A 25,282-nucleotide genomic window follows, 5' to 3' on the forward strand; every position below is an offset into this window, starting at 1 on the left:
ATCCCGTTTTAGGACCGCACCCCAGACGGCGCGGGGCGGACGGGACGGACGGGAGGCCCGTGGCGGCGCCGCCACCGGGCCTCCCGTCCGTCGTGCGGCCGGTTCAGACGACCGACCAACCGCCGTCACTCGGCAGGACCGCTCCGTTGACGTTCGCGGAGTCGTCGCTGAGCAGCCAGGTGATGGCCGCCGCGAGCTGCTCCGGCTGCGCCACCGGCGGGATCGTGGTCTGCATGATCGGGCCGACCCGACGGGCGGCGTACTCGCTCCGCATCGGGGCCTCGATGTTCGTCGCGACCGCACCCGGCGCGACCGCGTTCGCGCGGATGCCCTGCGGCCCGTGGAAGAAGGCGACGCTCTTGGTGTACCCCGCGATGGCGTGCTTGGACGACGTGTACGCGGCGCCCGCGGCGGATGCCTTGAGCGCCGCCTCGGAGGCCACGTTCACGATGGCCCCACGGCCCGCGGCGATCATGAGCGGGAGCACGGCACGGGTGAGCCGCATCGGCCCGGTGACGTTGACGCTGAACACCCGCTCCCACGTGGCGTCGTCGACCTCGTCCGGCGGCAGGAACGCGTCCATGATCCCGGCGACGTTCGCGAGCCCGTCGACACGGTCGCCGGCGACGGCGAGCAGCGCCTCGATCGTCTCGGTGGCTGCGACGTCACCCACGACGGTCTCGACGTCGAGTCCGGCGCCGTCGACGAGCTCGCTGCGGAGCACGTCGAGCCGGTCGGCGACGACGTCGGTGGCGATCACCCGGCCGCCCTCGGTGGCGATGCGGAGGGCGGTCGCGCGGCCGATCCCGGAGCCCGCTCCGGTGACGATCACCGTCCGGCCGGCGAAACGGGCAGCGGACGCGGTGGCTGGTGCTGGGTCGGTCATGGTGTCTCCTCGTCGAGCAGCCGACGGGCGGATCCCACCGGCGACGGTCACCCGTCGGCACAGTTCTAGCACTCAGTGCCGGAAGTCACCAGTGTCCGGCGCCCGGACGACCGCGTGGCAGGATCGGCCCATGGCAGATCGGCCGACCGGGCGACCCCGCACGATCGACCCGGACCGGGTGTCGCTCGTCGCGCTCCGCCTGTTCGACGAGCGCGGGTACGACCTCGTCTCGATGGACGAGGTCGCCGCCGCTGCCGGGGTCAGCCGCCGCTCGCTCTTCCGGCTCTTCCCGACGAAGGCCTCGCTCGTCTGGGGTGGCCTCGACGAGTTCGCGGAGCGCCTCACCGCGGCCCTGGACGCCCGCCCCGCTGCCGAGCCCGCGCGCGCCGGCCTCCGCGCCGCCTACCGTACGGCCGCCACGTTCCCCGACGCCGTGGTCGAGACGACTCGGCACCGACTCCGGGTGATCCGGGCGAACCCGACCCTCGCCCGCGAGGCCCCCCGATTCCCCGGAGGCACCGAGGAGCACCTGGTCCGCTTCGTGGCCGAGCACGACGGGGTCCGGGCAGACGGGCTCGCGCCCGCGGTCACCGCAGCGGTCGTGATCGGGGCGGCGACGGCGGCACTCCGGTGGTGGGCCGAGCAGGACGACGGTCGCCCGGAGGACGTGGTCGACCGGGCGCTGCGCGACCTCTCCTGAGGAGACGTCCGCACCGTCCGCACCGTCCGCAAGGTCCGCGAGGTCCGCAAGGTCCGCAAGGTCCGCAAGGTCCGGGGGGATGGTTGCGTGTTGGAACTATCGGGTGTAACTTTGCATCGTCTGCAAGGTTTCACGGCGCGCAGCAGCCCTCGCGATCCGTCCGGATCCCGGCCTCCGCCCGACCTCGCCACCGCCCGACGACGCGTCCGCCGCCCGGGCACATCGATGAAGAAGGACCCCCATTGTCAACAGCCACCGCAGCGACCTCGGTGCAGGACAGGCACGCCACGACCGCTGGCGCGCCCGGCCAGCAACCCCTGATGACCCACCGTCAGATCCTGCTCGTCATCTACGGCCTCATGGCGGGCATGTTCCTGTCCTCGCTCGGACAGACCGTCTTCGGCACCGCGATCCGCACGATCGGTGACGACCTGCACGGGCTCGACCAGCAGGCCTGGGTCACGACGGCGTACCTCATCACGTCGACGATCGCGACGCCGATCTACGGCAAGCTCTCGGACGTCTTCGGCCGTCGTCCGCTCTACATCTTCGGCATCGTGGTGTTCATCCTCGGCGCCGTGCTCTCGTCGATGTCCACCTCGATGCTCATGCTCGCGGCCTTCCGCGCCGTGCAGGGCATCGGTGCCGGTGCACTCATGTCCCTGCCGCTGGCGATCATGGGCGACATCCTCGCCCCGCGTGAGCGCGCCAAGTACCAGGGCTACTTCCTCGCCGTGTTCGGCATCTCCTCGGTCATCGGCCCGCTCATCGGCGGTCTGCTCGCCGGCGCGTCCGAGATCCTCTTCATCACCGGCTGGCGCTGGGTGCTCCTCATCAACGTGCCGATCGGCATCGCCGCGCTCGTCATGGTGATCGTCTTCCTGCACCTGCCGAAAGTGCACGACACGAAGGACAAGCCGGTCGTGGACTGGTGGGGCGCGACCGCGGTCATCGTCACCCTCGTCCCGCTGCTCCTCGTCGCCGAACAGGGCCGCACCTGGGGCTGGGGGTCGGCGGCCGCGATCGCCTGCTACGTCATCGGCGCGGTCGGCCTCGTCGCACTGCTGCTCATCGAGTCGAAGATGGGCGACGCGGCGATCATCCCGCTGAAGCTCTTCCGCTCGGGCACGTTCTCGATGGCGACCGTCATCGGCTTCCTCGTCGGGTTCGCGATGTTCGGCGCGATGCTGACCATCCCGCTCTACCTGCAGATCGTCGTCGGCCTCACCCCGACCGAGTCCGGGTTCGCCACGCTCCCCCTCGTCGGCGGCCTCATGATCGCCTCGATCGTCTCCGGTCAGATCGTCGCCCGCGTCGGCCGGTACCGGGTCTTCCCGGTGATCGGCACCGCGCTCGTCTCCGCCGGGTACGTCGTCCTGACCTTCATGACGATCGACAAGCCGCTCTGGTTCCTGATGATCGGCATGTTCCTCATCGGGCTCGGACTCGGTTCGGTCATGCAGTCCCTGACGCTCGCGTCGCAGGGATCGGTCGAGGCGCGGGACATGGGCGTCGCCACCAGCTCGGCGACCTTCTTCCGCCAGATCGGCGGCACGCTCGGCACCGCCGTGCTCCTGTCGATCCTGTTCTCGGTGATGCCGACGAACATCGTCCACGCGACGGCCGACAAGGCCGACCTGACGTCCGCACTCGACGCCGCACTCGACCCGCGGGTCGCCAGCGCGAAGGCGAACCAGGGCGTCATGGACCAGATCTGGGACCCGATCGTCGACCCGGTCCAGGACAGCATCGGCTCGGGCCTGGCGCGCGCCACCACCGCCGCGAAGCAGGCCGCCGACCAGGCCGTCACCGAGCAGGTCACCACCGCCGTCCAGGCGCAGGTCGCCGCCGGCACGCTCCCCGCAGCGGCCGCCGAGACCGTCATCGCACAGCAGGTCTCCGACGCCACCCCGCAGGCGGAGGCCACCGCGCTCGCGACGGCAGCCGACAAGGCGCACGCCAGCGTCGTGGACGGCAAGCTCGCGGTCGACTGGGAGGACGCCGGACAGCGCACCTACTGGGTCGACCAGGTCGTCCCCGACCTCGCGAAGCAGATCGAGAAGGGCGCGCACGACGACTCGAGCGCATCGGCCACCAACGACACCTCGTTCCTGACCGGCGCCGACGCCCGCCTGACCCGCCCGTTCATGGCCGGCTTCAACGCCTCGTCCGTCGCGATCTACTGGGTCGGACTCGGTGTGATCCTGCTCGCGTTCGTGCTCACCTGGTTCTTCAAGGTGCCGCCGCTGCGGCAGCGCTCGGCCCTGCAGGAGCAGGCGGACATGTCCGCGCAGGCACAGCTCGAGACCGACGCCGGTCTCGCCGCTGCCGAGGCCGGCTCGTTCACCGGTCCGATGACCGGCTCCACCCCGACCCAGCGTCGGTGACCACCCGGGCCGCCCGTCCGCTCGCCGTCCCCTCGGCTGCGCGCGGGCGGCCCGTCCTCGTCTCTCCCACCCCGGAGGTCCTCCCGTGACCACCACGGCAGCACCCGCACACCCCGACGGCACCGAGCCGTGCACGCTCCGCGAGCGCAAGAAGCAGCAGACGCGCCAGGCGATCCACGACGCCGCCCTGACGCGCGTCACCGAGCAGGGGCTCGACGGCGTCACCGTCGAACAGATCTGCGCGGACGCCGACGTCTCCCCCCGGACGTTCTTCAACTACTTCTCGTCGAAGGCGCACGCCGCGATCGGGCTCGACACCGTCGAGGTCCCCGACGTCGTGCGGGACCGGTTCGCAGCCGCGGACGGCCGGCTCGTCGACGACGTCTGCACCCTCGTCGCGGACACCGTCCCGCTCGCCGCCGACCGCGCCCGCGCGAAGGAGCTCCTCGTCCGTCGCCCCGAGATGACCTCGATGGTGATGCGCTGGATGGCCGAGTCCCGTCAGGCCCTCATCGCCGCGGTCACCACCCGGACGGACGAGGACACCGCCCGCACGGCGGTCGCCCTCGTCATGTCGGCGCTGTCCGAGGCCGCCCACCGCTTCACCGTGCAGTCCCAGGCGGACCTGGCCGTCCGCCTCCGCGCCGTCGTCGCCGAGATGGTCGCGCTCGCAACCGCTGCGCCCGCCACGACCGAACGCTGACGCGCGGCGTCGTCGGGACGCCGGACGGGAGGCCCACCCGGCCCCGCGCCTCCCGGCCCGTCAGCCCGTCAGCCCGTCAGCCCGTCAGCCCGTCAGGAGCGTCGCTCCGGCCAGCCTCCGCGACGGCGACGGTCGCGGAGCTCACGGAGGAAGGCGCTGGGCGTCGTGCCCCGCTCCTCCCGGAAGAGCTGCTGCAGGCGTCGCGGCCGGAGGCCGGCCGCCGCCGCGATGTCGGCCACCGAGCACGCCCCGTCCAGGTGCGCCTCGATGTAGTCGACCGCCCGCCGGATCCGCCACGACGACCCGCCGTCGGGGCGCTGCGACGTCGACGCACGCAGCGTCGCCGAGGGGTCCTCGCCGAACCGCGCGCGGTAGGCGACGGCGAACCGGCTCGGGTTCGTGAACCGCCAGGTCCGGGCCACCTCGAGCACGCTGTTCGGCGACGCACCGCGGAGGAGCTCCCGCCGGACCTCGTCCAGGCGGTGGTCGCGCAGGAACCCGTTCGGCGTGACGCCGAGGGTGCGGGCGAACACCTCCTGCAGGCCGCGCTCGCTGAGTCCGGCTGCGGCCGCGATGGCCGGGACGGAGGGGCGGTCGCGTGCGTGCTCCTCGATGAACGCGATGGCGTCCCGGATCCGGCTCGCGGTCGGGACGTCGTCGCCACGGTCCCGCACGGGGAAGGTGTCGAGCACGACCGTGGCGAGCCGGCGGTTCAGGGCCGTCCGCATCGCGCCGCGCACCCGGTCGTCCATGAGCGTCGGGCTGACCTCACGGAGCAGACGCCGGAGCGGCCCGTACCGCGCGATGCGTTCGTCCTGCTGGTCGAACAGCACCGGCCCCGAGGGCATCCGGTAGCCGAGCTCGGCCGCGGTCCGGCGCAGGAACGCGTCCGAGATGTGCACGCCGTTGTAGACCGTGCCCTCGGAGGCGAAGCGGTACGCCTCGGACGCAGAGGCGATGTAGGGCGTCCCCGGCTCGATCACCCGGGACCGGTCCGCGAAGTGCATCTCGAGGCGGCCCTGCTGGAGCCAGAACAGCACGTGGTCGTCCCGCGGACCGATCACGCCACCACGACGGCCGCCGTGCGCGTTCATCGTGCGGAGCGTCAGGTCGGCGTCGCCGATCAGCGAGTACTCGTACCGCGTGCCCTCGGTCGCGAACGCGTCCGTGACCGTCGCGGTCGCCCCGACGAGGTCCCGACCGGAGTACTCGGACCGGAAGATCGCCGTGTAGTCCGCTCCCCCGGCGTCCGTGAACCGCTGTCGGCGGAACCCGTTGTCGTCGTCGATCGGTGGCACCGCGACATCATCCCATCCGGGGAACGCGGACCGTGACCGTCGTCCGCGGAGGGCCGGTCCGGGCGGCGCCGGTCCGGGCGCGACCCGTCAGCTCCGGAAGAGCGGCGCCCAGAACGCGTCCGGCCCGTCCTGCTGCACGGCCTCGCCGTCGAACCGGAACCCGTAGCCGCCGACGAAGTCCGCGGCGGCTGCGAGTTCGTCGACCCCGTCGTCCTGCGTGTGGTCGAAGAGGTGCACGCCGTGCCCCATCGGGACGCCGCTGTCGCTCACGATGGTGAGGTCCCAGCGGCCCTCCTCGGCGCGTTCGATGCGGACGACGGCGGCCTGGTCGGCGGTGAAGTCGGACATGACGCCGAGCCTACGCACGCGCGCCGGGTGCGGCGCCGGGAGCACGCGCGCCGGGAGCACGCGCGCCGGGCGGCGCCGGGAGCGGGCGGTGCCCCGGCGGCGTCCCGGGTCAGACGCCGGTGAAGAAGTCGGCGTAGGTGGGTTCGGCGGGCGTCGACCCGGACGTCCGGCGCGAGACCATCGCGTCGATCTCGTCGGGGTGGCTCAGACCGCGGCGGTGCCACTCGTCGGGCTGGCGGCGGAGGTCGTGGAGGGAGGGACGGATGCGCTCGTTCACGGTGCGCTCTTCCTGCTGGTGCGCTGGTCCCGAGGGGTTCGGAGGCGCACGGACCAGCATCCCGCGTCCGCCCGGCCGGACCAACCGCCGGGCACCCGCGAGTACGCCGTCCGGACACGGTGTCCGCTGTGCGCATCGCCGAGGCCCTGCGGGTCCGCGCGTGCTCGGGACGGGTCCCCTCGCCCTGCCCGGGTCGGCCGCTCCCGAACCGGTCGGTCAGACGCCGGGACGACGGCGGAGCGTTGCCGACGGCGGCTCGCCGAACGTGGCCGCGTAGGTGCCGGAGAACCGTCCGAGGTGCCCGACACCCCACCCGAGGGCGACCTGCGCGACGGTGGTGGTGCTCGCATCGGCGGCGGCGAGCTCCGCACGCACCCGGTGCAGGCGGACCTGTCGCAGGAAGTGCATCGGCGAGGCACCGGTGTGCCGTCGGAAGGAGGCCTGCAGGGACCGCACCGCCACCCCGGCCGCCTCGCTGACGTCGGTGATGGTGATCGGCCGCCGGGCGTTCGCGACCATCCACTCCTGGGCGGTCCGCATCGTCGCGGGTCCGCCGTCCAGGAGCCGGGAGGGTGGGACCGGCACGGCGTCGAACGCGAGCACGACCGCCTCGGCGACCGCCGTGTCGAGCGCGGCCCGGCGGTCGCGGGCCGTCATCGGGTCGAGCAGGGCACCGGCGGCCCGGGACACCACGGCCTTGAGCCGTCGGAGGGCTTCCGGGTCCGGCTGTCGCGCGAACTGCAGCGGGGCCGGCAGGTCGCCCTGTCGTGCGGCGGCGACGGACTCCAGGAAAGTGCGGTCGAACCGGATGACGTGCTGCGCGGTCGGCACGGCATCGAAGGCGAACGCCCGCCCGGCGGGGTAAATGACCGGCACGCCGGGCTGCATCTCGACAGGGTCCGACGAAGCCGTGTCGAGCCGGATGCCCGGCGCGGACGCCCAGGCCAGGACGTAGTCGTCCCCGGGCTCGATCGTGCCCCAGCGACGCGCCGCCACCGAGGACGTCCCGACGGTCACCGCGTCGTCCCCGACGAGGCGGTAGCGCCACGAGAACCCCTCGGCGGCGGCCCGCCCGATGGAGATGTCCCGGCTCGAGTAGACGCGCTCGTAGAACGCGACCGCCTCGTCGACGGCGGAACCGCGGCGGTCGATGTGCACCAGGGGTTGTTCGACGGAGTCCATGCACCTCCAGGATGCCGACGACCTCCGACATCGCGCCCGTGACACAGAAGAGCCCCGCACCAGGAGGTGCGGGGCTCGTCGTGGTGCCGGCGATGTGCCGGGCTCCGGCAGGGTCAGGCGCGGGAACGGCGGCGACCGGTGATCGCACCCCAGATGACGAGGACGATCAGCGCGCCGAGGATCGCGATGATCCAGGACTGGATGCTGAAGAAGCCGTCGTAGCCCACGTCGAAGATGAGGCCACCGAGCCAGCCACCGATGAGGGCGCCGATGACACCGAGCACGAGCGTGGCGAGCCAGCCGCCGCCCTGACGACCGGGGAGGATCAGCTTGGCGATGGCGCCGGCGATGAGGCCGAGGAGGATGAAGCCGAGGAAGCTCATGGGAGTGCCTTTCGAGACTGGCACCGCGAGGTGCCGTTGTGGTGCAGGGGTGTCACCCGGAGGGCGACGGAGCGGTCGAGATCGACGCTCCCGGGACCGGAGGGTGCCGGTCAGATGGTGTCGAGCAGGCCGTCACGCGACTGCTCCGCGAACAGAGCCGTCATGTCGATGGCCTCGGTCGGGGTGTCCCCGTCGACGAAGGTGGAACTCGAGGGTGTCGAGTGCATCAGACCGGTCCTTCCGTGGTGGTGCGTGTACCGCTCCACCATGCTCCCCGTTCAGTAGTTAGGCACACTACACAGTCGGTGATGCGTTATCCGGAGCATGTGCAGGACCCAGGAGGTCCGTACGGGCCGTCAGACGACGCGCTGGACCTTCGAGACGGCGGGTCGTGTGCCTCCGGAGAGGTGCACCAGGACCGGCAGCTGCCGGCCGAGGGTGCGGTCGAGGGTGTCGACCGCCGCGTCCACGGCCTCGAGGACCGTCACGGCGTCCCCGCCACGGCGGACCGCGACGCGGAGCCGTGCAGCGCGGTGCTTCCGCACCGTGTAGACGTCGACCTTCGAGGAGACGACGTCGCGCACGCCGGCCAGCTCGTGGTCGATGACGTCACGGACGAGGGCGACGTTCACCGTGACCTCGTCGTCACCGACCGACTCGCGGACGGCGATCGCGGTGCCGCCCCGCCCGCGGGTGAGGACCCAGACGAGCGCGAGCACGACCACGACGAGGCAGGCCGCCGCCACGACCCACAGCGAGGCCGCGGGGACCTCGACGCGGTCGGGGATGGTCACGTACGGCCGCAGTGCGTCCCGGACGGCGGGCAGGACTCCGGCACCCATCGCGAGTCCGACGACGACCGAGACGAGGCCGAGCACGAACAGGATCACCCGGTTGATGGTGCGGTTGCTCGATGTCATGACAGGGAGCCCTTCTCGCTGACGCGGACGGTGACGTGGCGGCCGAACCGCTCGTCGAGCTGTCCGAGCCGTTCAGCGACAGCGTGCTCGACGGCTGTGGAGTCCACCGGGATGCCGGACATCGGTACCACGGACACCTCGGTGCGGAGGCCGCGGGCACTCGCGGTGGTGTGCCCGTCGGGGACACCCGCGGCACGACCGGCGGCGTTCCGGGCGGTCGAGGCGACGATCGACGAGTCGATGACGACGGCGCCGCGGTCGTGCGCCACGACCGATCGGTGCTGGCGGCCGGGCTTGAGTGCCAGGACCACGAGGACGATCCCCGCGACGAGGAGCACCGCGGCGATGACCTCGATCATCGTCACGAAGGCCGCGTCCGGTGCGAGTGCGGCGTCGACCGCCGTCTGCGGGTCGGCCAGGAGCGGCGGCGCTCCGATCGCACGGAGCACCGACTCGGTGCCGATCCACGCCGCGACCAGCACGAGCACCACCAGCGCCACGGACACGGCGGTCGACCGGGACCGGTACACGCTCCGGCGACGGAGCCGACGTTCGACGGGATTGTTGCTCATGGCGTCCTCTCCTACCGGACCCGGACGTCGCGCTCGCGCACGATCCCGGTCAACTCGATGCGGGCCGCGCCGACCCGACGACCGGTGAGGGCGCTCACGCGGCTCCGGATCTCAGCGGCGGCGGACGTGGTGCGCTCGACGAGGTCCGTGCCAGCGGCGATCGGGCCGGTGATGTCCATGGCCAGTGCCCCGGAGGCGTCGCCGAGGTCCACCCGCACCCGCTTCGTGGGTGCCCCGAGCCGCTCGGCGGCGACGGCGCGCGCACACGAGGTGAGGGCACGGGTGGTGATCTCGACGCGGCCCGGCACCGTGCGCGGGCCGTCCGTCACCGGGAGCTCCGGCGTCCGGTCAGCACGTCGGTCAGCGCGGCTCGGTCGACGCGTCCGGTTGCGAGTGCCGCGACGAGCGCACCCAGGGCGGCGAACACGGCGACGAGGACGAAGCCCCAGAAGCCGAACTGCAGTGCTGCGACTGCCAGGAGGGCGCCGATCAGGGCGCCGGTCAGTGTGGCGCTCATGCGACGCGCGGCTCCTTCTTGTCCTCGTCCTCGTCGTCGTCACCGGGGATGAAGACGTCCTGGATCGTGACGTTGACCTCGGCGACCTCCATGCCGACGATCTCCTCGAGCGCGCGGGAGACCGCGGAACGCACGTCCTCGGCGACCTGCTGCAGGGGCACCGGGTACTCGGCGACGATGGTGATGTCGGCGGCGACCTGCTTCTCGCCGACCTCGACCTTGACGCCCTGGCTGAGGTCACGCTGCCCGATCGCACCGCGGATGGCACCGATGGCGCGGGCGGCTCCGTTGCCGAGCGAGTGCACGCCGGGGACGTCGCGGGCTGCGATGCCGACGACCTTCGCGACGACGGTGTCGTCGACGACGGTCTTCCCGGTGGACGTGGACGTGAGCGCCGAGCTGCCCGTCGACGTGGTCGCAACGGTGGTCGTGGTGGTGTCGGTCATGGTGTCTCCTTCCGATGGCCCGCCGGACGTTCCCAACGGGTGCTGTTCACGGATGAGACGGGCTGGGGAGGACGTTCGTCACGGAAGCCGCGCGACTTCCAGGTCGGTCCCAGGATCGGCCGGTCCACACGCATCGACCTGTACCCCGACGGTCGCATGCTTCCGATTGCGGCTCAGCCGATGCGCGGAGTGGCACCGATCGAGACCGAGGGTCGTACCCGCTCGGGGTACACGGCGCTGTGGACACCGGCTCCCCCGACGGTAGGAACGACCCATGACGGCGACCGCGTTCTGCCTCCACGCCCTCGGGTCGAGTTCCGAGGAGTTCGCCGCGTTGCGGACCCGCCTGCACGGCACCCTCGACCTCGTCGGCATCGACCTGCCCGGCTTCGGCACGAGTCCGGCCGCGAGCGGCACCACCGTCGAGGAGATGGCCGTGCTCGTCGAGCGTGCGATCGGGACCAGCGGCGCCACCGAGTGGGCGCTGATCGGGCACTCGATGGGCGGCAAGGTCGCCGCGGTCGTCGCCGGCCGCACGATGAGCGGCGCGAACGGCCTGTTCGGACTGCGGGCGGTCGTGCTCCTGGCGGCGTCGCCCCTCTCCCCCGAGCCGATGGACGAGGGACGTCGGCAGACCATGCTCGACTGGGCCGCCGACCACGAGATCGGGCCGGACGAGGCCGCCGCGTTCGTGGACGCGAACACCGCGGGCCAGCTGCCCCCGCACGAGTCCGCGATGGCCGTGCACGACGTGCAGCGGGCCGATCCGGCAGCCTGGAGGGCGTGGCTGCTGCGCGGCAGTCGCGAGGACTGGTCCGACACGATCGCGCCGAGTCCGGTGCCGGCCCTCGTGCTCGCCGGCGCGGACGACGGTGACCTCGGCCCCGACGCCCAACGTCGACTGACCCTCCCGCACTGGACCCGGGGCGAGTTCGACGTCGTGCCGGACGCCGCGCACCTCCTGCCCTGGGAACAGCCGGACGCGGTCGCCGACCGGATCCGGTCGTTCTGGACCCGACGCGTCGACCACGGGCCGACCGTCCCGACCGACTCCGCCCGTGTCGTCGCATCGCCGCGGGTGAGCGCCCGGACCCGCGGGGTGCTCGCGGAGCGCGCGCTCCCCGACGACCCGGCGGCGGAACCACGTGCACTGACCCCGCAGCAGCTCGACACCCTGCGCGCCGTCGCCCGGGTGGTCGTGCCGCAGGCCGCGGACCGGGCGATCGACCTCGCGCTGCGCGTCGACGCCCAGCTCGCCGCCGGGGCAGGTGACGGCTGGCGGACCGAGGGCATGCCCGCCGATCCGGACGCGTACCGGGCGGCACTCGACGTCCTCGCCCCGGAGGCCGCGGTGTCCGACGAGCACCTCGCCGAGGTCCTCGACGCCGTGGACGAGGGCACGTACTCGCCCGCCGGTGGGGTCCTCGACGCCGGGCAGTTGCGGGCGTGGTCCGAGGACGCCGGGGTCGACCTCGTCAAGCAGTGGCTCGCCCACCCCGCGACGATGGGCGCGATCGACTACGACGGCTTCGCCAACGGCGGGGACGGCGTGCGCAAGCAGGGCTTCCAGCTGCTGGGAGCCGGACAACGCGAAGCATGGGAACCGGGAGCGACACGATGAGACTCGACCACCAGCGCCGGTACGGCGAGGACGAGGTCGTCGACGTGGTCGTCGTCGGCACCGGTGCGGGCGGCGCACCGCTCCTCGCGAGCCTGGCCCGTGCCGGCCTGCGGGCCGTCGCGCTCGAGGCCGGCCGGAACACCGAGCCCGGCGACCACCTGCCCGACGAGGTCGAGGCACCGGCGGACATCAACTGGATGGAGGAGCGGATCAGCGGCGGCGGTGCCCCGACCGCCTTCGGTCCGAACAACAGCGGCACCGGTGTCGGCGGGTCGACGCTGCACTGGGGTGCCTTCACACCGCGGCCGAGCGCGCACGACCTGCACCTGCGGTCGGACACCGGCGAGGGCGTGGACTGGCCGGTCGACCACGCCGAGCTCGTCCGCTACATCGAGCAGGTCGAGCACGACGTGGGAGTCGCCGGCCCCGAGCACTACCCGTGGGACCCCGCACGTCGGTACGCGATGCGCCCGCCGGGCCGGAACGCCTCGTCGGACATGATGATGCGCGGCACCGCAGCCGTCGGGATCACCGCGACGGACGCCCCCGTCGCGCTCACCACCGAGGACCGGCACCAGGAGCACCACGGCCTCCGCCACGCCTGCGTCTCGTGCGGCTCCTGCCACCAGGGCTGCCGGAACGGCGCGAAGGTCTCGATGGACACGACGTACCTGCCGGCCGCCGTCGCCTTCGGTGCGGAGATCCGCGCCGAAGCGCTCGTGCACGGCATCGAGCTCGACGCCCGGGGCGAGGTCGAGGCCGTCGTCTACCGGCAGCACGGTCGCGAACACCGTCAGCGCACCCGTGCCCTCGTCCTGGCGGCCGGCGGGGTCGAGACGCCCCGCCTGCTCCTGCACACCGGGATCGCGAACAGCAGCGGTCAGGTCGGCCGGAACTTCACCGCGCACGGTGCCACGCAGGTCTGGGCCCGGTTCGACGAGTCGATGCGGTCCTACCGCGGCTACCCGTCCTCGATCATCACCGAGGACTTCGTCCGCCCGGCCGACGCCGACTTCGCCGGTGGGTACCTGATCCAGAGCCTCGGCGTGCAGCCGCTGACGTTCGCCACGTCGCTCGTGCGCGGGGGCGGGCTCCGCGGCGCGGCCCTGGTGCGGGCGATGCGGGACTACCCGCACATGGCCGGTGTCGGCATCAACGCCGAGTGCCTGCCGTACGACGACAACCGACTCGTCCTCGGCGACGAGGTCGACGAGCACGGGATCCGGAAGGCGACGATCACGTTCACGCCCGGCTCGAACGAGGAGGCCATCCGGCGCCACGCCGTCCGCACCATGACCGCGATCATCGAGGCCGCGGGCGGGCAGGACGTCCGCGTGCTCGAGCGCACCGCGCACACGATCGGCACCGCCCGGATGGGCACCGACCCCGGCGCGTCGGTGGTCGACGCGGCCGGTCGGTCGTGGGACGTCCCGAACCTCTGGATCGCGGACAACTCGGTCTTCCCGAGCGCGGTGATCGCGAACCCCGCGCTCACGATCATGGCGCTGTCCCTCCGGACGGCCGACCGCATGCTCCGCGCGGACGCTGCCGACGACCGCGCGGAGGGGCTGGTCGCCGCCGCCTGAGCGGTCCGGCCCACCACCCGTCGGACGGGAGGCCCGTGGCCAGGTCTCCCCGTGCCTCCCGTCCGGGCCCCGGCAGCGGGCGTGTCGGTGGGCGGTCGTAGCGTCGGCGCATGCCCGAGGGTGACTCCGTCCACCGGCTCGCCGCCCGCCTGCGGCAGGTCGACGGGGCGCGCGTCGTCAGCGGCGAGCTGCGTGGCGGCGGGGCCGCGGGTCGACGTCTCGCCGGGCGTCGGGTCCTCGCGCACGCGACGCACGGCAAGCACCTGCTCACCCGGTTCGACGACGGGACGACCCTGCACACCCACATGCGCATGCAGGGCTCGTGGACCGTCACGTCCCCGGGTCGCCGGCTGCCTCCGACCGTGGCGCAGCGGGCTCGCGTGCGTCTCGGGCTCGAGGACGGCCGGGTCGTCTGGGGCATCGACCTCCCCGTGGTGGACCTGGTCGACACCGTGGACGAGCACGCGGTGGTCGGGCACCTCGGGCCGGACCTGCTGCACGAGGACTTCGACGCGGCCGAGGCCGTCCGGCGCCTGACCGCCGAGCCGGACGCCACCGTCCGGAGCGTCCTGCTCGACCAGCGACGGGTGGCCGGACTCGGCAACCTCTGGGTGAACGAACTCGGCTTCGTCCGCGGCCTGCACCCCGACCGGCCCGTCGGGGACGTCGACGCCGATGCCCTGGTCGCGACGGCCCGGCGGATGCTGCACCACTCGGCGACCGTGCCGGAGGCGTACCAAGTCACCACGGGTCTGCTCCGACGGGGCGAACGGCACTGGGTGGTCGGCCGAGCCGGGCGGCGGTGTCTGCGCTGCGGCACGACGGTGGCCGCCCGGGACGACGTGGAGGTCGTCGGCTCGCCGGCCCGACGGCTCTGGTGGTGCCCGCGGTGTCAGCCGCCACCGAGCCCGTCCGGCCGACGACCCGCCGACCCCTGACCGCTCCTCCTCGTGCGCCCTACCGCGTCGACCGGACGGTGCTCACCCGCAGGTGCTCGAACGTGCTCGTCGATCCGGCACCACCGAGCGAGATGAGCCCGATGCGCGGCGTCGACCCGAGGTCGGCCGTCCAGGTGCCACCCCGCGCAAAGTGGCGGCCGTCGATGCTCGTGTACGCCGTGTAGCGGTGCTCCCCGTCGACGACGCGGTGCACGATCCGGAGCGTGGTGGCGTCCCCGACCGGCCCGACGACCATGTTGCCGTAGCTCGGCGCACCGTCCGGCTGACCGCTGACCTGCTTGCCGAACTCGGTCTGCCGGGTGTTGAAGATGGAGTTCGACACCAGTCGGACGTAGTTCCCGTCGTCGCCGTACACGACGAGTCCGCCCTGCCGGTAGTTGAAGGAGTCACCGGTCGCCGGGGTGTCCATCCGCACCCGGGTCTCCACGACGTAGTCCTCGGCGGGTGCCGCTTCGGTCAGCACCGAGGCGAGCGGCGTCTGCGGCGGGTGCAGGTCGGCGTCCTGGGTCTGCCAGCGGAAGGCGCCGCCGGAGACCCCGTACGTGGCACTGTCCGGCTGCCGGGTCCACGTGAGCGTCGGCGGCAGCGCGGTGCCGTCGAACCCGGTGGACAGTGACCGGATCGTCCGCGCCGGGACGTCGACCGGGGCGAGGCGCGGCCGGTACGCGGAGCGCTGCCCGGGCTGTGCCGCCGGGGCGGGCTCCACGGAGTCGGAGGGTCCTGCTCCCCCGCGCACCACGGGCCAGCCGCCGACCCAGTCGATCGGGTCGATGAGCGCCGGGCGCTTCGTGTACCCGGTCTGCCCGGCGTAGTACGGGTCGGTCCGGTCGACCGCGTGGTAGATCATCCAGTCCTGATCGGCGAAGTCGGTGACGACCGTGTTGTGGCCGGTGCCCACCCAGCGGTTGCCGTTCTGCGCGAGGAGGGGCGAGCCTCCCACCCGGGTGTCCGTGATCGCGACGCCGTCGCGGTCGCGGAACGGCCCGAGCGGGCTCTTCGAGCGGGCGACGAAGACGCCGTACCCGGTGAGCGATCCGTTGCAGCAGTTCGTCGCGGAGCCCATGTAGTACCACCAGCCGCCGTGCCGCATCAGGTACGACCCCTCGTACCGGTTGTCGATCGCGATCTGGCGTTCGGTCTCCGGACGCGAACGCAGGCCGTCGGCCGTGAGCTGCCGCACGTGCACGCCGCCGAAGTAGCTGCCGAAGTACAGGTAGGTCCGGCCGGAGTCGGTGATGACCTCGGGGTCGAACGACCACCGGAAGCCGTCACCGTTCGGCGCGGTCTGCGGCGCGACGACGGGTCCGCCGGAGTCCGTCCACGGTCCGGTCGGGCTGCTGCTCGTCGCGACCCCGATCGCGGACCCGCCGCCGGTCGGACCGGTCGCCGAGGGGGTGTCCGACGCCGTGTAGTACAGGAACCAGGTCCCCGGCTTCCCCCGCGATCCAGCGCGGTACACGACGTCCGGGGCCCAGATGCCGTTCGCCTCGCCGACCCAGGCCGGCTTCGTGTCGAAGGCGTCGCCGACGTACGTCCAGTTCGTCAGGTCCGTCGACCGGTACGTCGGGACACTGTGCTGCACGAGTGCGCCGTCCGGGGTCGTCTCCGTCTCCGAGGTCGCGTCGGTCGTGCAGTACAGGTACCAGTTCCGGTCGCGCCCGACCCCGTGCAGGGCGGTCGGGTCGGCGCAGCTCGCGGCCGTCTCGCCGTCCGGGAGGCGCAGGGCCATCGGGTTCTGGTGCGTCGCCGCCGGGGCGTGGTGGCGGGCGGTGGCGGGTGGTGCGGGAGCGGCGGGTGGAGCGGCGGTCGCGGGCCCGGCCAGGGCCTGGGCCCCGACGATGGTCACGGCCGCGAGGGTGATCGCGATGGTTCGGCGCACGGGACAGCCTCTCGTCGTTGAGGAGGTGGTGTGCCCGCGAGCGTAGCCCTGCCACGGTCCTGTGGCCAGGGGTGCGTCGCCGTCGCCCCCGCGTCCCGGACGGGAGGCCCGGTGCCAGCTGGTGACGCGCCTCCAGTCCGGCGACCACCGGCGGGTACAACGGGAGCATGACGCGACGCAGCCCCGGCCACCCCGTTCCCGTGCAGCCCGGACCCGGTCAGGAGTCGGTCTGGGAGTACCCGCGGCCACCGCGCGTCGAGCGCACCGGCGCCCGTGTCGTCGTGCGCCTGGGCGGGCAGGTCATCGCCGACACCACGGCGGCCCTCCGCGTCCTCGAGACGAGCCACCCGCCGGTCTACTACCTGCCGATCGCGGACTTCGCCCCCGGCGCGCTCGTGCCGACGAGTGGCTCGAGCATGTGCGAGTTCAAGGGCAGTGCGACGTACTTCGACGTGCACGGCGGCGACGAGGTCGTGCCGCGGGGTGCCTGGACGTACCGGTCCCCGTGGCAGGGGTACGGCGAGCTGCGTGACCACGTCGCCGTCTACCCGTCGCGGATGGACTCGTGCGAGGTCGCCGGCGAACGCGTGCAGGCGCAGGCGGGCGACTTCTACGGCGGCTGGATCACCGCGGACATCGTCGGGCCGTTCAAGGGCGAACCCGGGACGCTCGGGTGGTGACACCGGCTCCGTCGCCCTCGGGCACCACCCGCCGCCGGGTCGAACTCCGACTGCGCAAGCCCTGGTTCGCCTGGGGCGCGCGACCGACCGTCACCGTCGACGGCGTCGGGCACCCCGCGCAGTGGGGCTCCGGCACCTGGGTGCTGCCGGACGAGGGCGTCGTCGAGTTCGGCGTGTACTGCATCAACCGGGGTTGGCGGTTCGGCGCGGCCGCGGTGCGGGTCGATGCCGCCACGGCGACCGGCGGCCGGATCGACTACCGCGCCGGGGTGGTGCCGATCGGGCCGGGGAGGCTCGAGGTCGTCCGGAGCTGAGGCGTCGGCGCGGACGGTGCCGCTCGCGCAGGTCCCCTTCCGGCCCCTCGGACTGGGGCGACTCCGAGCCGTTGACCGGTGACGTCGACGCTCCGTAGCGTTGCCCGGACACGACCGGAGGATCTCGATGCGCGCCGTCAGCAGCACCGTCACCACGACCGTCCGACTGGCCGCGGCGGTGCTCGCGGTCGTCCTGCTCGCCGCCCTGCTCGTGGCGCTGCGGACACCGGCCGCCAGCGCCGCACCGTCCGTCCTGTCGACCGGGCGGCCGGCCGTCGCGTCGTCGACCGACTCGAGTTCGCGGTCGGCCGCGAAGGCGGTGGACGGGAACACCGCGACACGGTGGGCGAGTGCGCGGACCGACGCGCAGTGGTTGCGCGTCGACCTGGGCCGCACGGCGACGATCTCGAGCATCACCCTGCGGTGGGAGGTCGCGTACGCGAAGGCCTACAAGCTGCAGGTGTCGGCCGACGCGAAGACCTGGACCACCGTCTCGAACGTGACCGCCGGCAAGGGCGGGGTCGTCCGGAAGGCCGTGTCCGGGACGGGCCGGTACGTCCGGATGCTCGGCGTGCAGCGCGGCACCGTCCACGGCTACTCGCTGTGGGAGTTCCAGGTGACGGGGACCCCGGTGACGCCGACCACGCCGGCACCGTCCCCAGCCGCGGGGGTGCGGGTCACCGGCTCGCAGGGGAAGTGGCAGCTGACCGTGGACGGCAAGCCCTGGCTCGTCAAGGGCGTGACGTACGGTCCCCCGGCCGCCGAGGCGTCGTCGTACATGGCGGACATCGCCGGCATGGGCGTGAACACGGTCCGGACGTGGGGCACCGACGCGTCCTCCCGTCAGCTGTTCGACGCCGCCCAGGCACACGGCATCCGCGTCGTCGCCGGCCTCTGGTTGAACCAGGACGTCGACTACGTGAACGACTCCGCGTACAAGTCGAACACGCTCGCGAGCATCACGAAGACCGTCACGAGCTACCGCGACCACCGCGGACTCCTCATGTGGGACGTCGGCAACGAGGTCATGCTCGGCCAGGGCGAGGCGCAGCGCGTCGCCTACGCAAAGTACGTCGAACAGGTCGCGAAGGCGATCCATGCCGCGGACCCGGCGCACCCCGTGACGTCGACCGACGCGACGACCGAGGCCTGGGACTTCTACCGGCAGTACACCCCGAGCCTCGACCTCTACGCGGTGAACACCTACGGCGGCATCGGCTGGGTGCAGCAGAAGTGGCGGGACGGCGGCTACACGAAGCCGTACCTGGTCACCGAGACCGGGCCGGCCGGGTCGTGGGAGGTCCCCGCGGACGCGAACGGTGTCCCGCAGCAGCCGAGCGACACCACAGCAGCGCGCTCGTACACCGACGCGTGGAAGGCCGTGACCGCCGCTCCCGGGGTCGCCCTCGGCGCCACGATGTTCCACTACGGCGTGGAGGACGACGAGCAGGGCGTCTGGCTGAACCTCCGCACCGGCGGCCTCAAGCGCCTGTCGTACTACGCGGTGCAGCAGGCCTACGGCGGGCCGGTGACCGGCAACCGGCCGCCCGTCATCCAGCGCATCGCCGCCTCGCCCTCGACGGGTGTCGCACCCGGGTCGACGGTGACCGTGACCGCTCCGGCGGTCGACCCGGACGGCGACAACCTGACCTACCGGGTGTCGGTGACGAGCCGGTGGATCGACGGCAACGGGGCGCTCCGGCCGACGCCGGTGACGACCACGGGCGACGGGACGCTGCGCATCACGGCACCGACGACTGCCGGCAACTGGAAGCTCGCGGTGTACGCGATGGACGGGCACGGCAACGCGGGCATCGAGACCGTGACGGTGCGGGTGCGCTGAGCCTGGGCAGGCGGGAGGACGTCGGCGGCTGGACAGTCGATCGAACGGTTCATCCTGCCGATGCCGTGCAGGATGGTGGACGTGCAGGCGAACATCGCGAGGGTGACGATCGACGGCCGGGAACAGGATCGCGACGCCGACCTCGATCACCATCAACGGTTCGAGGTCGAGACGGACGCCGGACACCACTACGTCGTGACGCGCGACGGGTCTCCGAGCGGCTCACCGTCGGAGTGGGACGTGACTCGAGCGGACGGGAGTCCCGTGGGTCACGTGCACGGGTCTGGGTGGGCCGGGGCGGGCGACCGGGCCTACCGCTACAAGCGGACTGGTGCCTGGTTCTCCGGGGGACAGCAGCACGACCTGTGGAACGCGGTGCAGTCGCTCCTGGAGTGACCGCACCGATCCAGGATCGACTGTCGAACGACGTCGCGCGGTAGCGTGCGCTGGTGCAGATCGTCGATGGCGTGTGTGTCTGGTGGAGTGACGAGGACGGGTGGGGCGCTCTCCGTTCGGCCGAGGTCGAGTCGGAGGTGTTCGCGCACTTCGCAGACGTGGACATGACCGGCTACCACACGCTTCGAGCTGGACAGCGTGTCCGGTTCGAGGTGGAGCCCTACCCGCGAGGGCAGGACGGCTACTTCTTCCGCGCTCACAACGTCACGATCATCTGACAGCCAGCCACCGCTCAGTCCGTGAAGCAGCTCCCGATCGGGGGTCGTCTCGATCGGGAGCGGTGCGGTAGTCGAACGGTGGCCGAAACGAGCGATGTAGCTACCGGCCGGTGCAACAGGCACGCGTCATGAGAACCCATTGATCGAGGGCGCACGTCAGAACGACCGTCTGGTTGCGTTCCGTCAGTCGCACGAAGGTTCCCTCACTGCGGTTGCCTGCACCTCTGCGCCTAGTCGGTGGTCGGCCTGCTGAACAGGTTGACGACGTTGCCGTCGGGATCACGGACCAGTGCGGAGCGGTTGCCCCAGGGCATCGTGGTCGGTTCGAGGACGACGTCCTCGCTCGTGGGCCCGAGCTCGGCGAAAGCGCCGTCGACGTCAGCGACTTCGAACTCGATGAACACCGATCGGTTCGTCGCAGGAGTGAGAGCGCCGCTGAGCACGGCGACGGTCGCGGTGCTCGCGATCGCGAGGCTCGCGCCGGGGCCGACGAACTGCGCGAAGACCGGGGCGGGGCGCTCGGCCTGCTGGCCGGTGACCCGCTCGTAGAACGCGACGAGACCGTCGAGGTCGTCGGTGACGATGCGGATGGATGCGAACGACATGGGGCTCCTTCAGAGGCGCTGGTGAGGTTGGAGCATCAGCATCACGGGTCGTCGCGACACCGTCCTGTCGGTGTTCCGCGGAAGACGTCGGCTGCCGATCAGTCGTCGACGACCGAGCGGAGTCCTCCGTACTGGATCGCGAGGTCCTCAGCGCGGAGCGCCCGCGTCGGGGGCCGCTCGTCGGTGACGCGGACCGAGAGCATGCGGTCTCCACGGAACGCCCGCACGCCGTCGCGCAGCCGGCACCAGGCGATCAGGTACCACTGCCCGTCCTTCTCGATCGACCCCAACGGTTCGACGTCACGCACGGACTCCGCACCGCCGGCGTCCTGGTAGCGCAGCTGCACGACGCGATCCGCACGGAGCGCCTCGGCGAACTCGGTCGGCACGACCGCGTCGTCCTCGCTCTCCAGGAAGTGCATCCGGGATGCGAAGGCGGTGGCACGTGCGGCGTCCCGGTCCGGCATGACCGCGAGCATCTTCCGGGCGGCGGTCTGTGCGGCCTGCCGGAACGGGCTGTGGCGGAGCGAGCCGAGCCCGATCAGCACCGCGAGGGCTTCGTCCAGCGTGAACCCCGCCGGGCCGAGCGTTGCTGACGCGTCGATGACGTACCCACCGGTCCGGCCGGGCTCCGCCCAGATCGGCAGGCCCGACTGCTGCAACGCAGCGAGGTCCCGCTCGATCGTCCGCACGGACACCTCGAAGCGTTCTGCGAGACGACGCGCGCTCCGCGGACGCGGCGACACGGCCCGCAGTTCTTCCACGAGGCCGTAGAGACGATCGGTCCGGTTCACCGACCCATCATCCGACACATCGCATCTGCCGCGCGTCGCACGACCACACCGTTCTGGTGAGCAGGTCTCCACCCGGCTGGACGCACGGCGGCCGGGCGCTGCACGTCGCCCGCGACGGCAGCGCGGAGTCGGGAGATCGCCGACCACTGCCCGACACGTCGGCGGTGCTCGTCGACGCCCGGGCACACTGCCTCAGCGCGGCAGCCGCGGCACCGCGTCGAGCAGCGCCCGCGTGTAGTCCGACCGCGGCGACGCCAGGACCGCACCCGTGTCGCCCTGCTCCTCGACCCGACCGCCGCGGAGGACCACGGTCGCCGCGCAGAGGCGTGCGACCACCGCGAGGTCGTGCGAGACGAGCACGATCGTCATGCCGTGCTCCTCGGCGAGCCGCTCGAACAGCTCGAGGACGGCGACCCGGGTCGTCAGGTCGAGCGCGCTCACCGGCTCGTCGGCCACCAGCACCCGGGGACCGGACACCACGGCGCGGGCGATCGCGATGCGCTGCCGCTGTCCGCCCGAGAACTCGTGCGGGTACCGACGACCGGCATCGGCACCGAGCCCGACGTCCCGCAGCGCGGCGGCGACACGGTCGGACGCCTCCGACCCGGACGCCACCCCGAGGGAACGCAGCGGCTCCCCCACGATGCGGTCGATGCGTTGGCGGGGGTCGAGCGACGAGTACGGGTCCTGGAACACCGGCTGCACGGCGGTGCGGAACCGACGGAGTGCGGCCCGGTCGCCGAGGTCGAGGGGCGCGCCGTCGAACGACACGGAGCCGCTGTCCGGCGCCGCGAGCCCGAGGAGCATCCGGAGCACGGTGGTCTTGCCAGCGCCGGACTCCCCCACGATGCCGAGGTGCTCACCGGGCTGCACGGCGAACGAGACGCCGTCGAGCGCCAGGCCCGTGCCCCCCGTGCGGCGCGTGCCACGGCCGGGGTACCGGAACGTCACGTCCGACAGCTCGAGCAGCGCGGTCATCGCGCACCTCCGCGTCGGCCGGCGTCGAGGGCGTCATGCAGCGTCCGGGCACTGCCGACGAGCCGCTGCGTGTACGGGTGGGTGGGTGCGGCGATGACGTCCCGGACGGGTCCCTGCTCGACGGCACGACCGTGTTCGAGCACGAGCACCCGGTCCACGGTCCGTGCGACCACCGGCAGGTCGTGGCTGATGAACAGCAGCCCCATCCCCCGCTCGGTCACGGCGCGGTCGAGGAGGTCGAGCACCTGCGCCTGCACCGTGACGTCGAGCGCCGTGGTCGGCTCGTCCGCGATGAGGACCCGCGGCCGGCACGCGAGTGCCATCGCGATGGCGACGCGCTGCCGCTGACCGCCGGACAGCTCCCACGGGAACGACCCGGCGACGCGCTCCGGATCGGCGAGGGCGACGTCGGCGATCGCCTCGCGCACCGCGGCGCGCAGGGCCTCCCCGCGGAGTCCGCGGTGCCGCCGGAGCGGCTCGGCGATCTGGTCGCCGGCGCGCATGAGCGGGTCGAGGGCGGTCATCGGCTCCTGGAAGACGGGGGCGACGATCGAACCGCGGACGTCGCGCAGGCTGCGCTCGCGTGCGCCGATGACCTCGACGTCACCGACGCGGACCGAGCCGGTGGCGGTCAGCCCCGTCGGCAGCAACCCCATGACCGCGAGCGCGGTGAGCGACTTGCCGCTGCCGGACTCACCGACGATGCCGAGGCGGTCGCCGACGTCCACGGAGAACGAGACGCCGTCGACGAGCGGGGTGCCGTCAGCGGTGGTGATGCGGAGGTCGGTGACCTCGATGGCGGACGTCATGCGGGCCTCCCGTCCGGGTCGTCGGTGGCGGACGCGACCGGTCCGATGGCGGTGCCGACGCCGTCACCGGCGACCGGCGCACCGGCCGGGAGGCCCGGGGCGGCACCGCGCGCGGCTCGCCGTCCGCGACGGGTCGGGTCCGCGACGTCACGGAGCCCGTCCGCCAGCAGGTTCGCACCGATGACGAGGACGACGAGCGCGAGGCCCGGCGCGAGGACGCCGGCGGGTGCCTCGAACGCGGTCTGTTGGGCGTCCTGGAGCATCCGCCCCCAGGACGCGTTCGGCGGCGGCGCACCGAGGCCCAGGTACGACAGGCTCGCCTCGGCGAGGACCGCGAGCCCGAACTGCAGCGCGAGGTTGACCGCGAGGGTCGGCCAGATGTTCGGGAGCACGTGCTGGGTGACGATCCGCGGCCAGGTCGTGCCGGAGGTCCGCGCCGCGGTGACGTAGTCATGGCGGAGCACCCGTCGGGCCAGGATCCGGACGAGCCGGGCGACGACGGCGGCCATGACGAGGCCGATGGCGACGATCGCGGTCCCGAGCGACGCACCGCGCGCAGCGACGAGCAGCATCGCGACGAGCAGCGTCGGGAAGGCGATCACGATGTCGAGCACGGCGGAGAGCGTGTCGTCGAGCCAGGGCCGGGCGAAGGCCGCGGCCAGCCCGATGGCGGTGCCGAGGACACCACCGACCAGGACGGCGCCGAGGCCGGTCGCGAGCGCGATGCGGGCGCCGATGAGGAGCTGCGTCGCGAGGTCACGCCCGAGCGTGTCGGTGCCGAGCCAGTGCGCGGCTCCCGGCGGGGTGAGTCGGCCGCCCGAGGTGTCGTAGAGCGAGTACGGCAGCCAGACGAGCGAGACGACCGCGGCGACGACGACCAGACCGACGAGCACGATGCCCGTGGTCAGGGACACCGACCGGCGGGCGCTCATCGGTTCCCCGAGACGCTCGTGCGCAGGCGCGGGTCGACGATGCGCTGCACGACGTCGGCGACGAAGCCGATGACGAGCACCGCGACGGTGGAGACGAGCAGGACGCCCTGGATGCTCGGGTAATCGTGCTGCTCGATGCCGGTGATGAGCATGCTGCCGAGGCCGGGCAGGGCGAAGACACTCTCGACGACGACCGCGCCGAGGAAGGTCGACGCGAGTTCGATGCCGAGCACCGCGATCACCGGGACGACCGCCGACCGGACGCCGTGCCGGAGGAACGCCGAGGCGGTCGACGCGCCGAGTGCCCGAGCCGTGCGGATGTGGTCGGCACCGAGGACGTCGAGCACAGCGCTCCGCACGTACCGGGCGATCGAGGCCGTCATCACGACCGCGACGGTGATGATCGGCAGCGCGAGGGACTCCAGCGCGTCGCCCGGGTACGTCCAGTCGTCACGCGGGAAGCCGCTCGACGGCAGCAGACCCCACTGCAGCGACACCACCTGCACGAGCAGGATGCCGATCCAGAACACCGGGACCGCGATGCCGAGCTGCGTCACCCCGGAGAGCAGCACGCCGTACCAGCGGTCGGCACGGGCAGCGGCGACGAACCCGACGACGCAGGCCACGACGACGGCGATGCCGAACGCGATGAGGGTGAGCGGCACGGTGACGACCAGGCGCTGGGCGAGGTCGGGTAGCACCGGGAGCCCGCTCGTGAACGACGTGCCGAGGTCGAGGTGCAGCATCTGGCCGATCCACTGCACGAACTGCTGCGCCAGCGGGAGGTCGGAGCCGACCTCCCGCCGGGCCGCCGCGATCTGGTCCGGCGTCGCGTTCGCGGCGAGGAGCGCGTTGGCCGGGTCGCCGGGCAGGATCCGCAGGAGCGCGAACACCACCACCAGGGCGACCGCGAGCGAGAGCACGAGGATGCCGAGGCGGCGGAGGACGTACGCGGTCATGCGGGGGTGCGGATCCTGCCTGGTCGGTCG

General features: G+C 72.6%; 29 protein-coding genes. 11 read left to right on the top strand and 18 right to left on the bottom strand.

Annotated elements, in window-relative coordinates; translation table 11 throughout:
- Positions 1–103: 103 nt before the first annotated feature.
- Positions 104–886 (bottom strand): SDR family NAD(P)-dependent oxidoreductase, encoded by a 783-nt coding sequence (locus tag DEJ16_RS02090; RefSeq protein ID WP_110823590.1) that lies wholly within the window; start codon positions 884–886, stop codon positions 104–106.
- Between the two features lie 130 nt (positions 887–1,016).
- On the opposite strand from DEJ16_RS02090, the gene DEJ16_RS02095 reads away from it, so the two are divergent.
- From DEJ16_RS02095 to DEJ16_RS02105, 3 genes are all read left to right on the top strand, one after another.
- Positions 1,017–1,586, top strand: a complete 570-nt coding sequence (locus DEJ16_RS02095; protein ID WP_110823589.1) for a TetR/AcrR family transcriptional regulator — start codon at positions 1,017–1,019, stop codon at positions 1,584–1,586.
- 320 nt (positions 1,587–1,906) lie between these two features.
- Positions 1,907–3,973: an MDR family MFS transporter gene (locus DEJ16_RS02100; protein ID WP_110823588.1), complete on the top strand. Its 2,067-nt coding sequence runs from the start codon at positions 1,907–1,909 to the stop codon at positions 3,971–3,973.
- A gap of 85 nt (positions 3,974–4,058) precedes the next feature.
- Positions 4,059–4,676: a TetR/AcrR family transcriptional regulator gene (locus DEJ16_RS02105; RefSeq protein ID WP_110823587.1), complete on the top strand. Its 618-nt coding sequence runs from the start codon at positions 4,059–4,061 to the stop codon at positions 4,674–4,676.
- Positions 4,677–4,768: 92 nt separating this feature from the next.
- Here DEJ16_RS02105 and DEJ16_RS02110 read toward each other — a convergent pair whose 3' ends face one another.
- From DEJ16_RS02110 to DEJ16_RS02155, 10 genes are all read right to left on the bottom strand, one after another.
- Positions 4,769–5,974, bottom strand: coding sequence for an AraC family transcriptional regulator (locus tag DEJ16_RS02110; RefSeq protein WP_110823586.1), 1,206 nt, complete (start codon positions 5,972–5,974; stop codon positions 4,769–4,771).
- An 87-nt stretch (positions 5,975–6,061) separates the two neighbouring features.
- Positions 6,062–6,322: a hypothetical protein gene (locus DEJ16_RS15635; RefSeq protein ID WP_110823585.1), complete on the bottom strand. Its 261-nt coding sequence runs from the start codon at positions 6,320–6,322 to the stop codon at positions 6,062–6,064.
- A gap of 109 nt (positions 6,323–6,431) precedes the next feature.
- Positions 6,432–6,599, bottom strand: coding sequence for a hypothetical protein (locus tag DEJ16_RS15640; protein ID WP_181419415.1), 168 nt, complete (start codon positions 6,597–6,599; stop codon positions 6,432–6,434).
- A 216-nt stretch (positions 6,600–6,815) separates the two neighbouring features.
- On the bottom strand, positions 6,816–7,781 hold the full coding sequence (locus tag DEJ16_RS02125) for a helix-turn-helix domain-containing protein (protein WP_110823583.1): 966 nt from the start codon (positions 7,779–7,781) through the stop codon (positions 6,816–6,818).
- A 113-nt stretch (positions 7,782–7,894) separates the two neighbouring features.
- Complete coding sequence (locus tag DEJ16_RS02130) at positions 7,895–8,164, bottom strand: GlsB/YeaQ/YmgE family stress response membrane protein (RefSeq protein ID WP_110823582.1); 270 nt, start codon at positions 8,162–8,164, stop codon at positions 7,895–7,897.
- A gap of 356 nt (positions 8,165–8,520) precedes the next feature.
- Entirely contained in the window at positions 8,521–9,084 is a 564-nt protein-coding gene (locus DEJ16_RS02135; RefSeq protein WP_110823581.1) for a hypothetical protein, read from the bottom strand.
- Positions 9,081–9,656: a DUF6286 domain-containing protein gene (locus DEJ16_RS02140; protein ID WP_110823580.1), complete on the bottom strand. Its 576-nt coding sequence runs from the start codon at positions 9,654–9,656 to the stop codon at positions 9,081–9,083. Before DEJ16_RS02140 ends, DEJ16_RS02135 begins: the two co-directional genes overlap by 4 nt.
- An 11-nt stretch (positions 9,657–9,667) precedes the next feature.
- Positions 9,668–9,985 (bottom strand): hypothetical protein, encoded by a 318-nt coding sequence (locus tag DEJ16_RS02145; protein WP_110823579.1) that lies wholly within the window; start codon positions 9,983–9,985, stop codon positions 9,668–9,670.
- Entirely contained in the window at positions 9,982–10,173 is a 192-nt protein-coding gene (locus DEJ16_RS02150) for a DUF2273 domain-containing protein (protein ID WP_110823578.1), read from the bottom strand. The genes DEJ16_RS02145 and DEJ16_RS02150 overlap by 4 nt, the downstream gene beginning before the upstream one ends.
- Positions 10,170–10,619 carry an Asp23/Gls24 family envelope stress response protein gene (locus DEJ16_RS02155; RefSeq protein ID WP_110823577.1) on the bottom strand — a complete coding sequence of 150 codons (450 nt, stop codon included), beginning with the start codon at positions 10,617–10,619 and terminating at the stop codon, positions 10,170–10,172. Before DEJ16_RS02155 ends, DEJ16_RS02150 begins: the two co-directional genes overlap by 4 nt.
- A gap of 274 nt (positions 10,620–10,893) precedes the next feature.
- Here DEJ16_RS02155 and DEJ16_RS02160 point away from each other — a divergent pair, with 274 nt between their 5' ends.
- From DEJ16_RS02160 to DEJ16_RS02170, 3 genes are all read left to right on the top strand, one after another.
- Positions 10,894–12,240, top strand: a complete 1,347-nt coding sequence (locus DEJ16_RS02160; protein ID WP_110823576.1) for an alpha/beta fold hydrolase — start codon at positions 10,894–10,896, stop codon at positions 12,238–12,240.
- Positions 12,216–13,826 carry a GMC family oxidoreductase gene (locus DEJ16_RS02165; RefSeq protein WP_258365755.1) on the top strand — a complete coding sequence of 537 codons (1,611 nt, stop codon included), beginning with the start codon at positions 12,216–12,218 and terminating at the stop codon, positions 13,824–13,826. The genes DEJ16_RS02160 and DEJ16_RS02165 overlap by 25 nt, the downstream gene beginning before the upstream one ends.
- Before the next feature lie 110 nt (positions 13,827–13,936).
- The gene (locus tag DEJ16_RS02170) at positions 13,937–14,764 is read left to right on the top strand and encodes a DNA-formamidopyrimidine glycosylase family protein (RefSeq protein ID WP_110823575.1); all 828 of its coding nucleotides are present in this window, start codon (positions 13,937–13,939) and stop codon (positions 14,762–14,764) included.
- Between the two features lie 19 nt (positions 14,765–14,783).
- Here the strand turns inward: DEJ16_RS02170 and DEJ16_RS02175 are convergent, their stop codons facing one another.
- The gene (locus DEJ16_RS02175; protein WP_110823574.1) at positions 14,784–16,664 is read right to left on the bottom strand and encodes a family 43 glycosylhydrolase; all 1,881 of its coding nucleotides are present in this window, start codon (positions 16,662–16,664) and stop codon (positions 14,784–14,786) included.
- A gap of 167 nt (positions 16,665–16,831) precedes the next feature.
- On the opposite strand from DEJ16_RS02175, the gene DEJ16_RS02180 reads away from it, so the two are divergent.
- The 5 genes from DEJ16_RS02180 to DEJ16_RS02200 all read left to right on the top strand — a co-directional run bounded on the left by DEJ16_RS02180 (position 16,832) and on the right by DEJ16_RS02200 (position 20,175).
- A complete protein-coding gene (locus tag DEJ16_RS02180) occupies positions 16,832–17,344 on the top strand; it encodes a DUF427 domain-containing protein (protein ID WP_110823573.1) in 513 nt (170 codons plus the stop codon).
- Positions 17,341–17,658, top strand: a complete 318-nt coding sequence (locus DEJ16_RS02185; RefSeq protein WP_146232782.1) for a hypothetical protein — start codon at positions 17,341–17,343, stop codon at positions 17,656–17,658. Before DEJ16_RS02180 ends, DEJ16_RS02185 begins: the two co-directional genes overlap by 4 nt.
- Positions 17,659–17,785: 127 nt before the next feature.
- The gene (locus tag DEJ16_RS02190) at positions 17,786–19,501 is read left to right on the top strand and encodes a discoidin domain-containing protein (protein WP_110823571.1); all 1,716 of its coding nucleotides are present in this window, start codon (positions 17,786–17,788) and stop codon (positions 19,499–19,501) included.
- Between the two features lie 273 nt (positions 19,502–19,774).
- Positions 19,775–19,897: a hypothetical protein gene (locus DEJ16_RS15900; RefSeq protein ID WP_258365756.1), complete on the top strand. Its 123-nt coding sequence runs from the start codon at positions 19,775–19,777 to the stop codon at positions 19,895–19,897.
- A gap of 53 nt (positions 19,898–19,950) precedes the next feature.
- A complete protein-coding gene (locus DEJ16_RS02200) occupies positions 19,951–20,175 on the top strand; it encodes a cold-shock protein (protein ID WP_220032676.1) in 225 nt (74 codons plus the stop codon).
- Positions 20,176–20,405: 230 nt separating this feature from the next.
- Here DEJ16_RS02200 and DEJ16_RS02205 read toward each other — a convergent pair whose 3' ends face one another.
- From DEJ16_RS02205 to DEJ16_RS02230, 6 genes are all read right to left on the bottom strand, one after another.
- A complete protein-coding gene (locus tag DEJ16_RS02205) occupies positions 20,406–20,780 on the bottom strand; it encodes a VOC family protein (protein ID WP_110823569.1) in 375 nt (124 codons plus the stop codon).
- 98 nt (positions 20,781–20,878) lie between these two features.
- The gene (locus tag DEJ16_RS02210) at positions 20,879–21,574 is read right to left on the bottom strand and encodes a YafY family protein (RefSeq protein WP_110823568.1); all 696 of its coding nucleotides are present in this window, start codon (positions 21,572–21,574) and stop codon (positions 20,879–20,881) included.
- Between the two features lie 192 nt (positions 21,575–21,766).
- Positions 21,767–22,552: an ABC transporter ATP-binding protein gene (locus DEJ16_RS02215; protein WP_110823567.1), complete on the bottom strand. Its 786-nt coding sequence runs from the start codon at positions 22,550–22,552 to the stop codon at positions 21,767–21,769.
- Complete coding sequence (locus tag DEJ16_RS02220; protein ID WP_110823566.1) at positions 22,549–23,361, bottom strand: ABC transporter ATP-binding protein; 813 nt, start codon at positions 23,359–23,361, stop codon at positions 22,549–22,551. Before DEJ16_RS02220 ends, DEJ16_RS02215 begins: the two co-directional genes overlap by 4 nt.
- Positions 23,358–24,293: an ABC transporter permease gene (locus tag DEJ16_RS02225; protein ID WP_110823565.1), complete on the bottom strand. Its 936-nt coding sequence runs from the start codon at positions 24,291–24,293 to the stop codon at positions 23,358–23,360. The genes DEJ16_RS02220 and DEJ16_RS02225 overlap by 4 nt, the downstream gene beginning before the upstream one ends.
- Positions 24,290–25,252, bottom strand: a complete 963-nt coding sequence (locus DEJ16_RS02230; RefSeq protein ID WP_110823564.1) for an ABC transporter permease — start codon at positions 25,250–25,252, stop codon at positions 24,290–24,292. Before DEJ16_RS02230 ends, DEJ16_RS02225 begins: the two co-directional genes overlap by 4 nt.
- Between the last annotated feature and the right edge of the window lie 30 nt (positions 25,253–25,282).

This window comes from Curtobacterium sp. MCJR17_055 (genome assembly GCF_003224335.1).
In the GTDB taxonomy this organism is placed as follows: Bacteria; Actinomycetota; Actinomycetes; order Actinomycetales; family Microbacteriaceae; genus Curtobacterium.

Coding starts and splice junctions, on each gene's coding strand:
- DEJ16_RS02130 (WP_110823582.1), bottom strand. CDS start 8,164: ATGAGCTTCCTCGGCTTCATCCTCCTCGGCCTCATCGCCGGCGCCATC.
- DEJ16_RS02215 (WP_110823567.1), bottom strand. CDS start 22,552: ATGACCGCGCTGCTCGAGCTGTCGGACGTGACGTTCCGGTACCCCGGC.
- DEJ16_RS02135 (WP_110823581.1), bottom strand. CDS start 9,084: ATGACATCGAGCAACCGCACCATCAACCGGGTGATCCTGTTCGTGCTC.
- DEJ16_RS02165 (WP_258365755.1), top strand. CDS start 12,216: ATGGGAACCGGGAGCGACACGATGAGACTCGACCACCAGCGCCGGTAC.
- DEJ16_RS02225 (WP_110823565.1), bottom strand. CDS start 24,293: ATGAGCGCCCGCCGGTCGGTGTCCCTGACCACGGGCATCGTGCTCGTC.
- DEJ16_RS02155 (WP_110823577.1), bottom strand. CDS start 10,619: ATGACCGACACCACCACGACCACCGTTGCGACCACGTCGACGGGCAGC.
- DEJ16_RS02150 (WP_110823578.1), bottom strand. CDS start 10,173: ATGAGCGCCACACTGACCGGCGCCCTGATCGGCGCCCTCCTGGCAGTC.
- DEJ16_RS02170 (WP_110823575.1), top strand. CDS start 13,937: ATGCCCGAGGGTGACTCCGTCCACCGGCTCGCCGCCCGCCTGCGGCAG.
- DEJ16_RS02090 (WP_110823590.1), bottom strand. CDS start 886: ATGACCGACCCAGCACCAGCCACCGCGTCCGCTGCCCGTTTCGCCGGC.
- DEJ16_RS02230 (WP_110823564.1), bottom strand. CDS start 25,252: ATGACCGCGTACGTCCTCCGCCGCCTCGGCATCCTCGTGCTCTCGCTC.
- DEJ16_RS02095 (WP_110823589.1), top strand. CDS start 1,017: ATGGCAGATCGGCCGACCGGGCGACCCCGCACGATCGACCCGGACCGG.
- DEJ16_RS15635 (WP_110823585.1), bottom strand. CDS start 6,322: ATGTCCGACTTCACCGCCGACCAGGCCGCCGTCGTCCGCATCGAACGC.
- DEJ16_RS02180 (WP_110823573.1), top strand. CDS start 16,832: ATGACGCGACGCAGCCCCGGCCACCCCGTTCCCGTGCAGCCCGGACCC.
- DEJ16_RS02205 (WP_110823569.1), bottom strand. CDS start 20,780: ATGTCGTTCGCATCCATCCGCATCGTCACCGACGACCTCGACGGTCTC.
- DEJ16_RS02140 (WP_110823580.1), bottom strand. CDS start 9,656: ATGAGCAACAATCCCGTCGAACGTCGGCTCCGTCGCCGGAGCGTGTAC.
- DEJ16_RS02220 (WP_110823566.1), bottom strand. CDS start 23,361: ATGACGTCCGCCATCGAGGTCACCGACCTCCGCATCACCACCGCTGAC.
- DEJ16_RS02160 (WP_110823576.1), top strand. CDS start 10,894: ATGACGGCGACCGCGTTCTGCCTCCACGCCCTCGGGTCGAGTTCCGAG.
- DEJ16_RS02125 (WP_110823583.1), bottom strand. CDS start 7,781: ATGGACTCCGTCGAACAACCCCTGGTGCACATCGACCGCCGCGGTTCC.
- DEJ16_RS02190 (WP_110823571.1), top strand. CDS start 17,786: ATGCGCGCCGTCAGCAGCACCGTCACCACGACCGTCCGACTGGCCGCG.
- DEJ16_RS02100 (WP_110823588.1), top strand. CDS start 1,907: ATGACCCACCGTCAGATCCTGCTCGTCATCTACGGCCTCATGGCGGGC.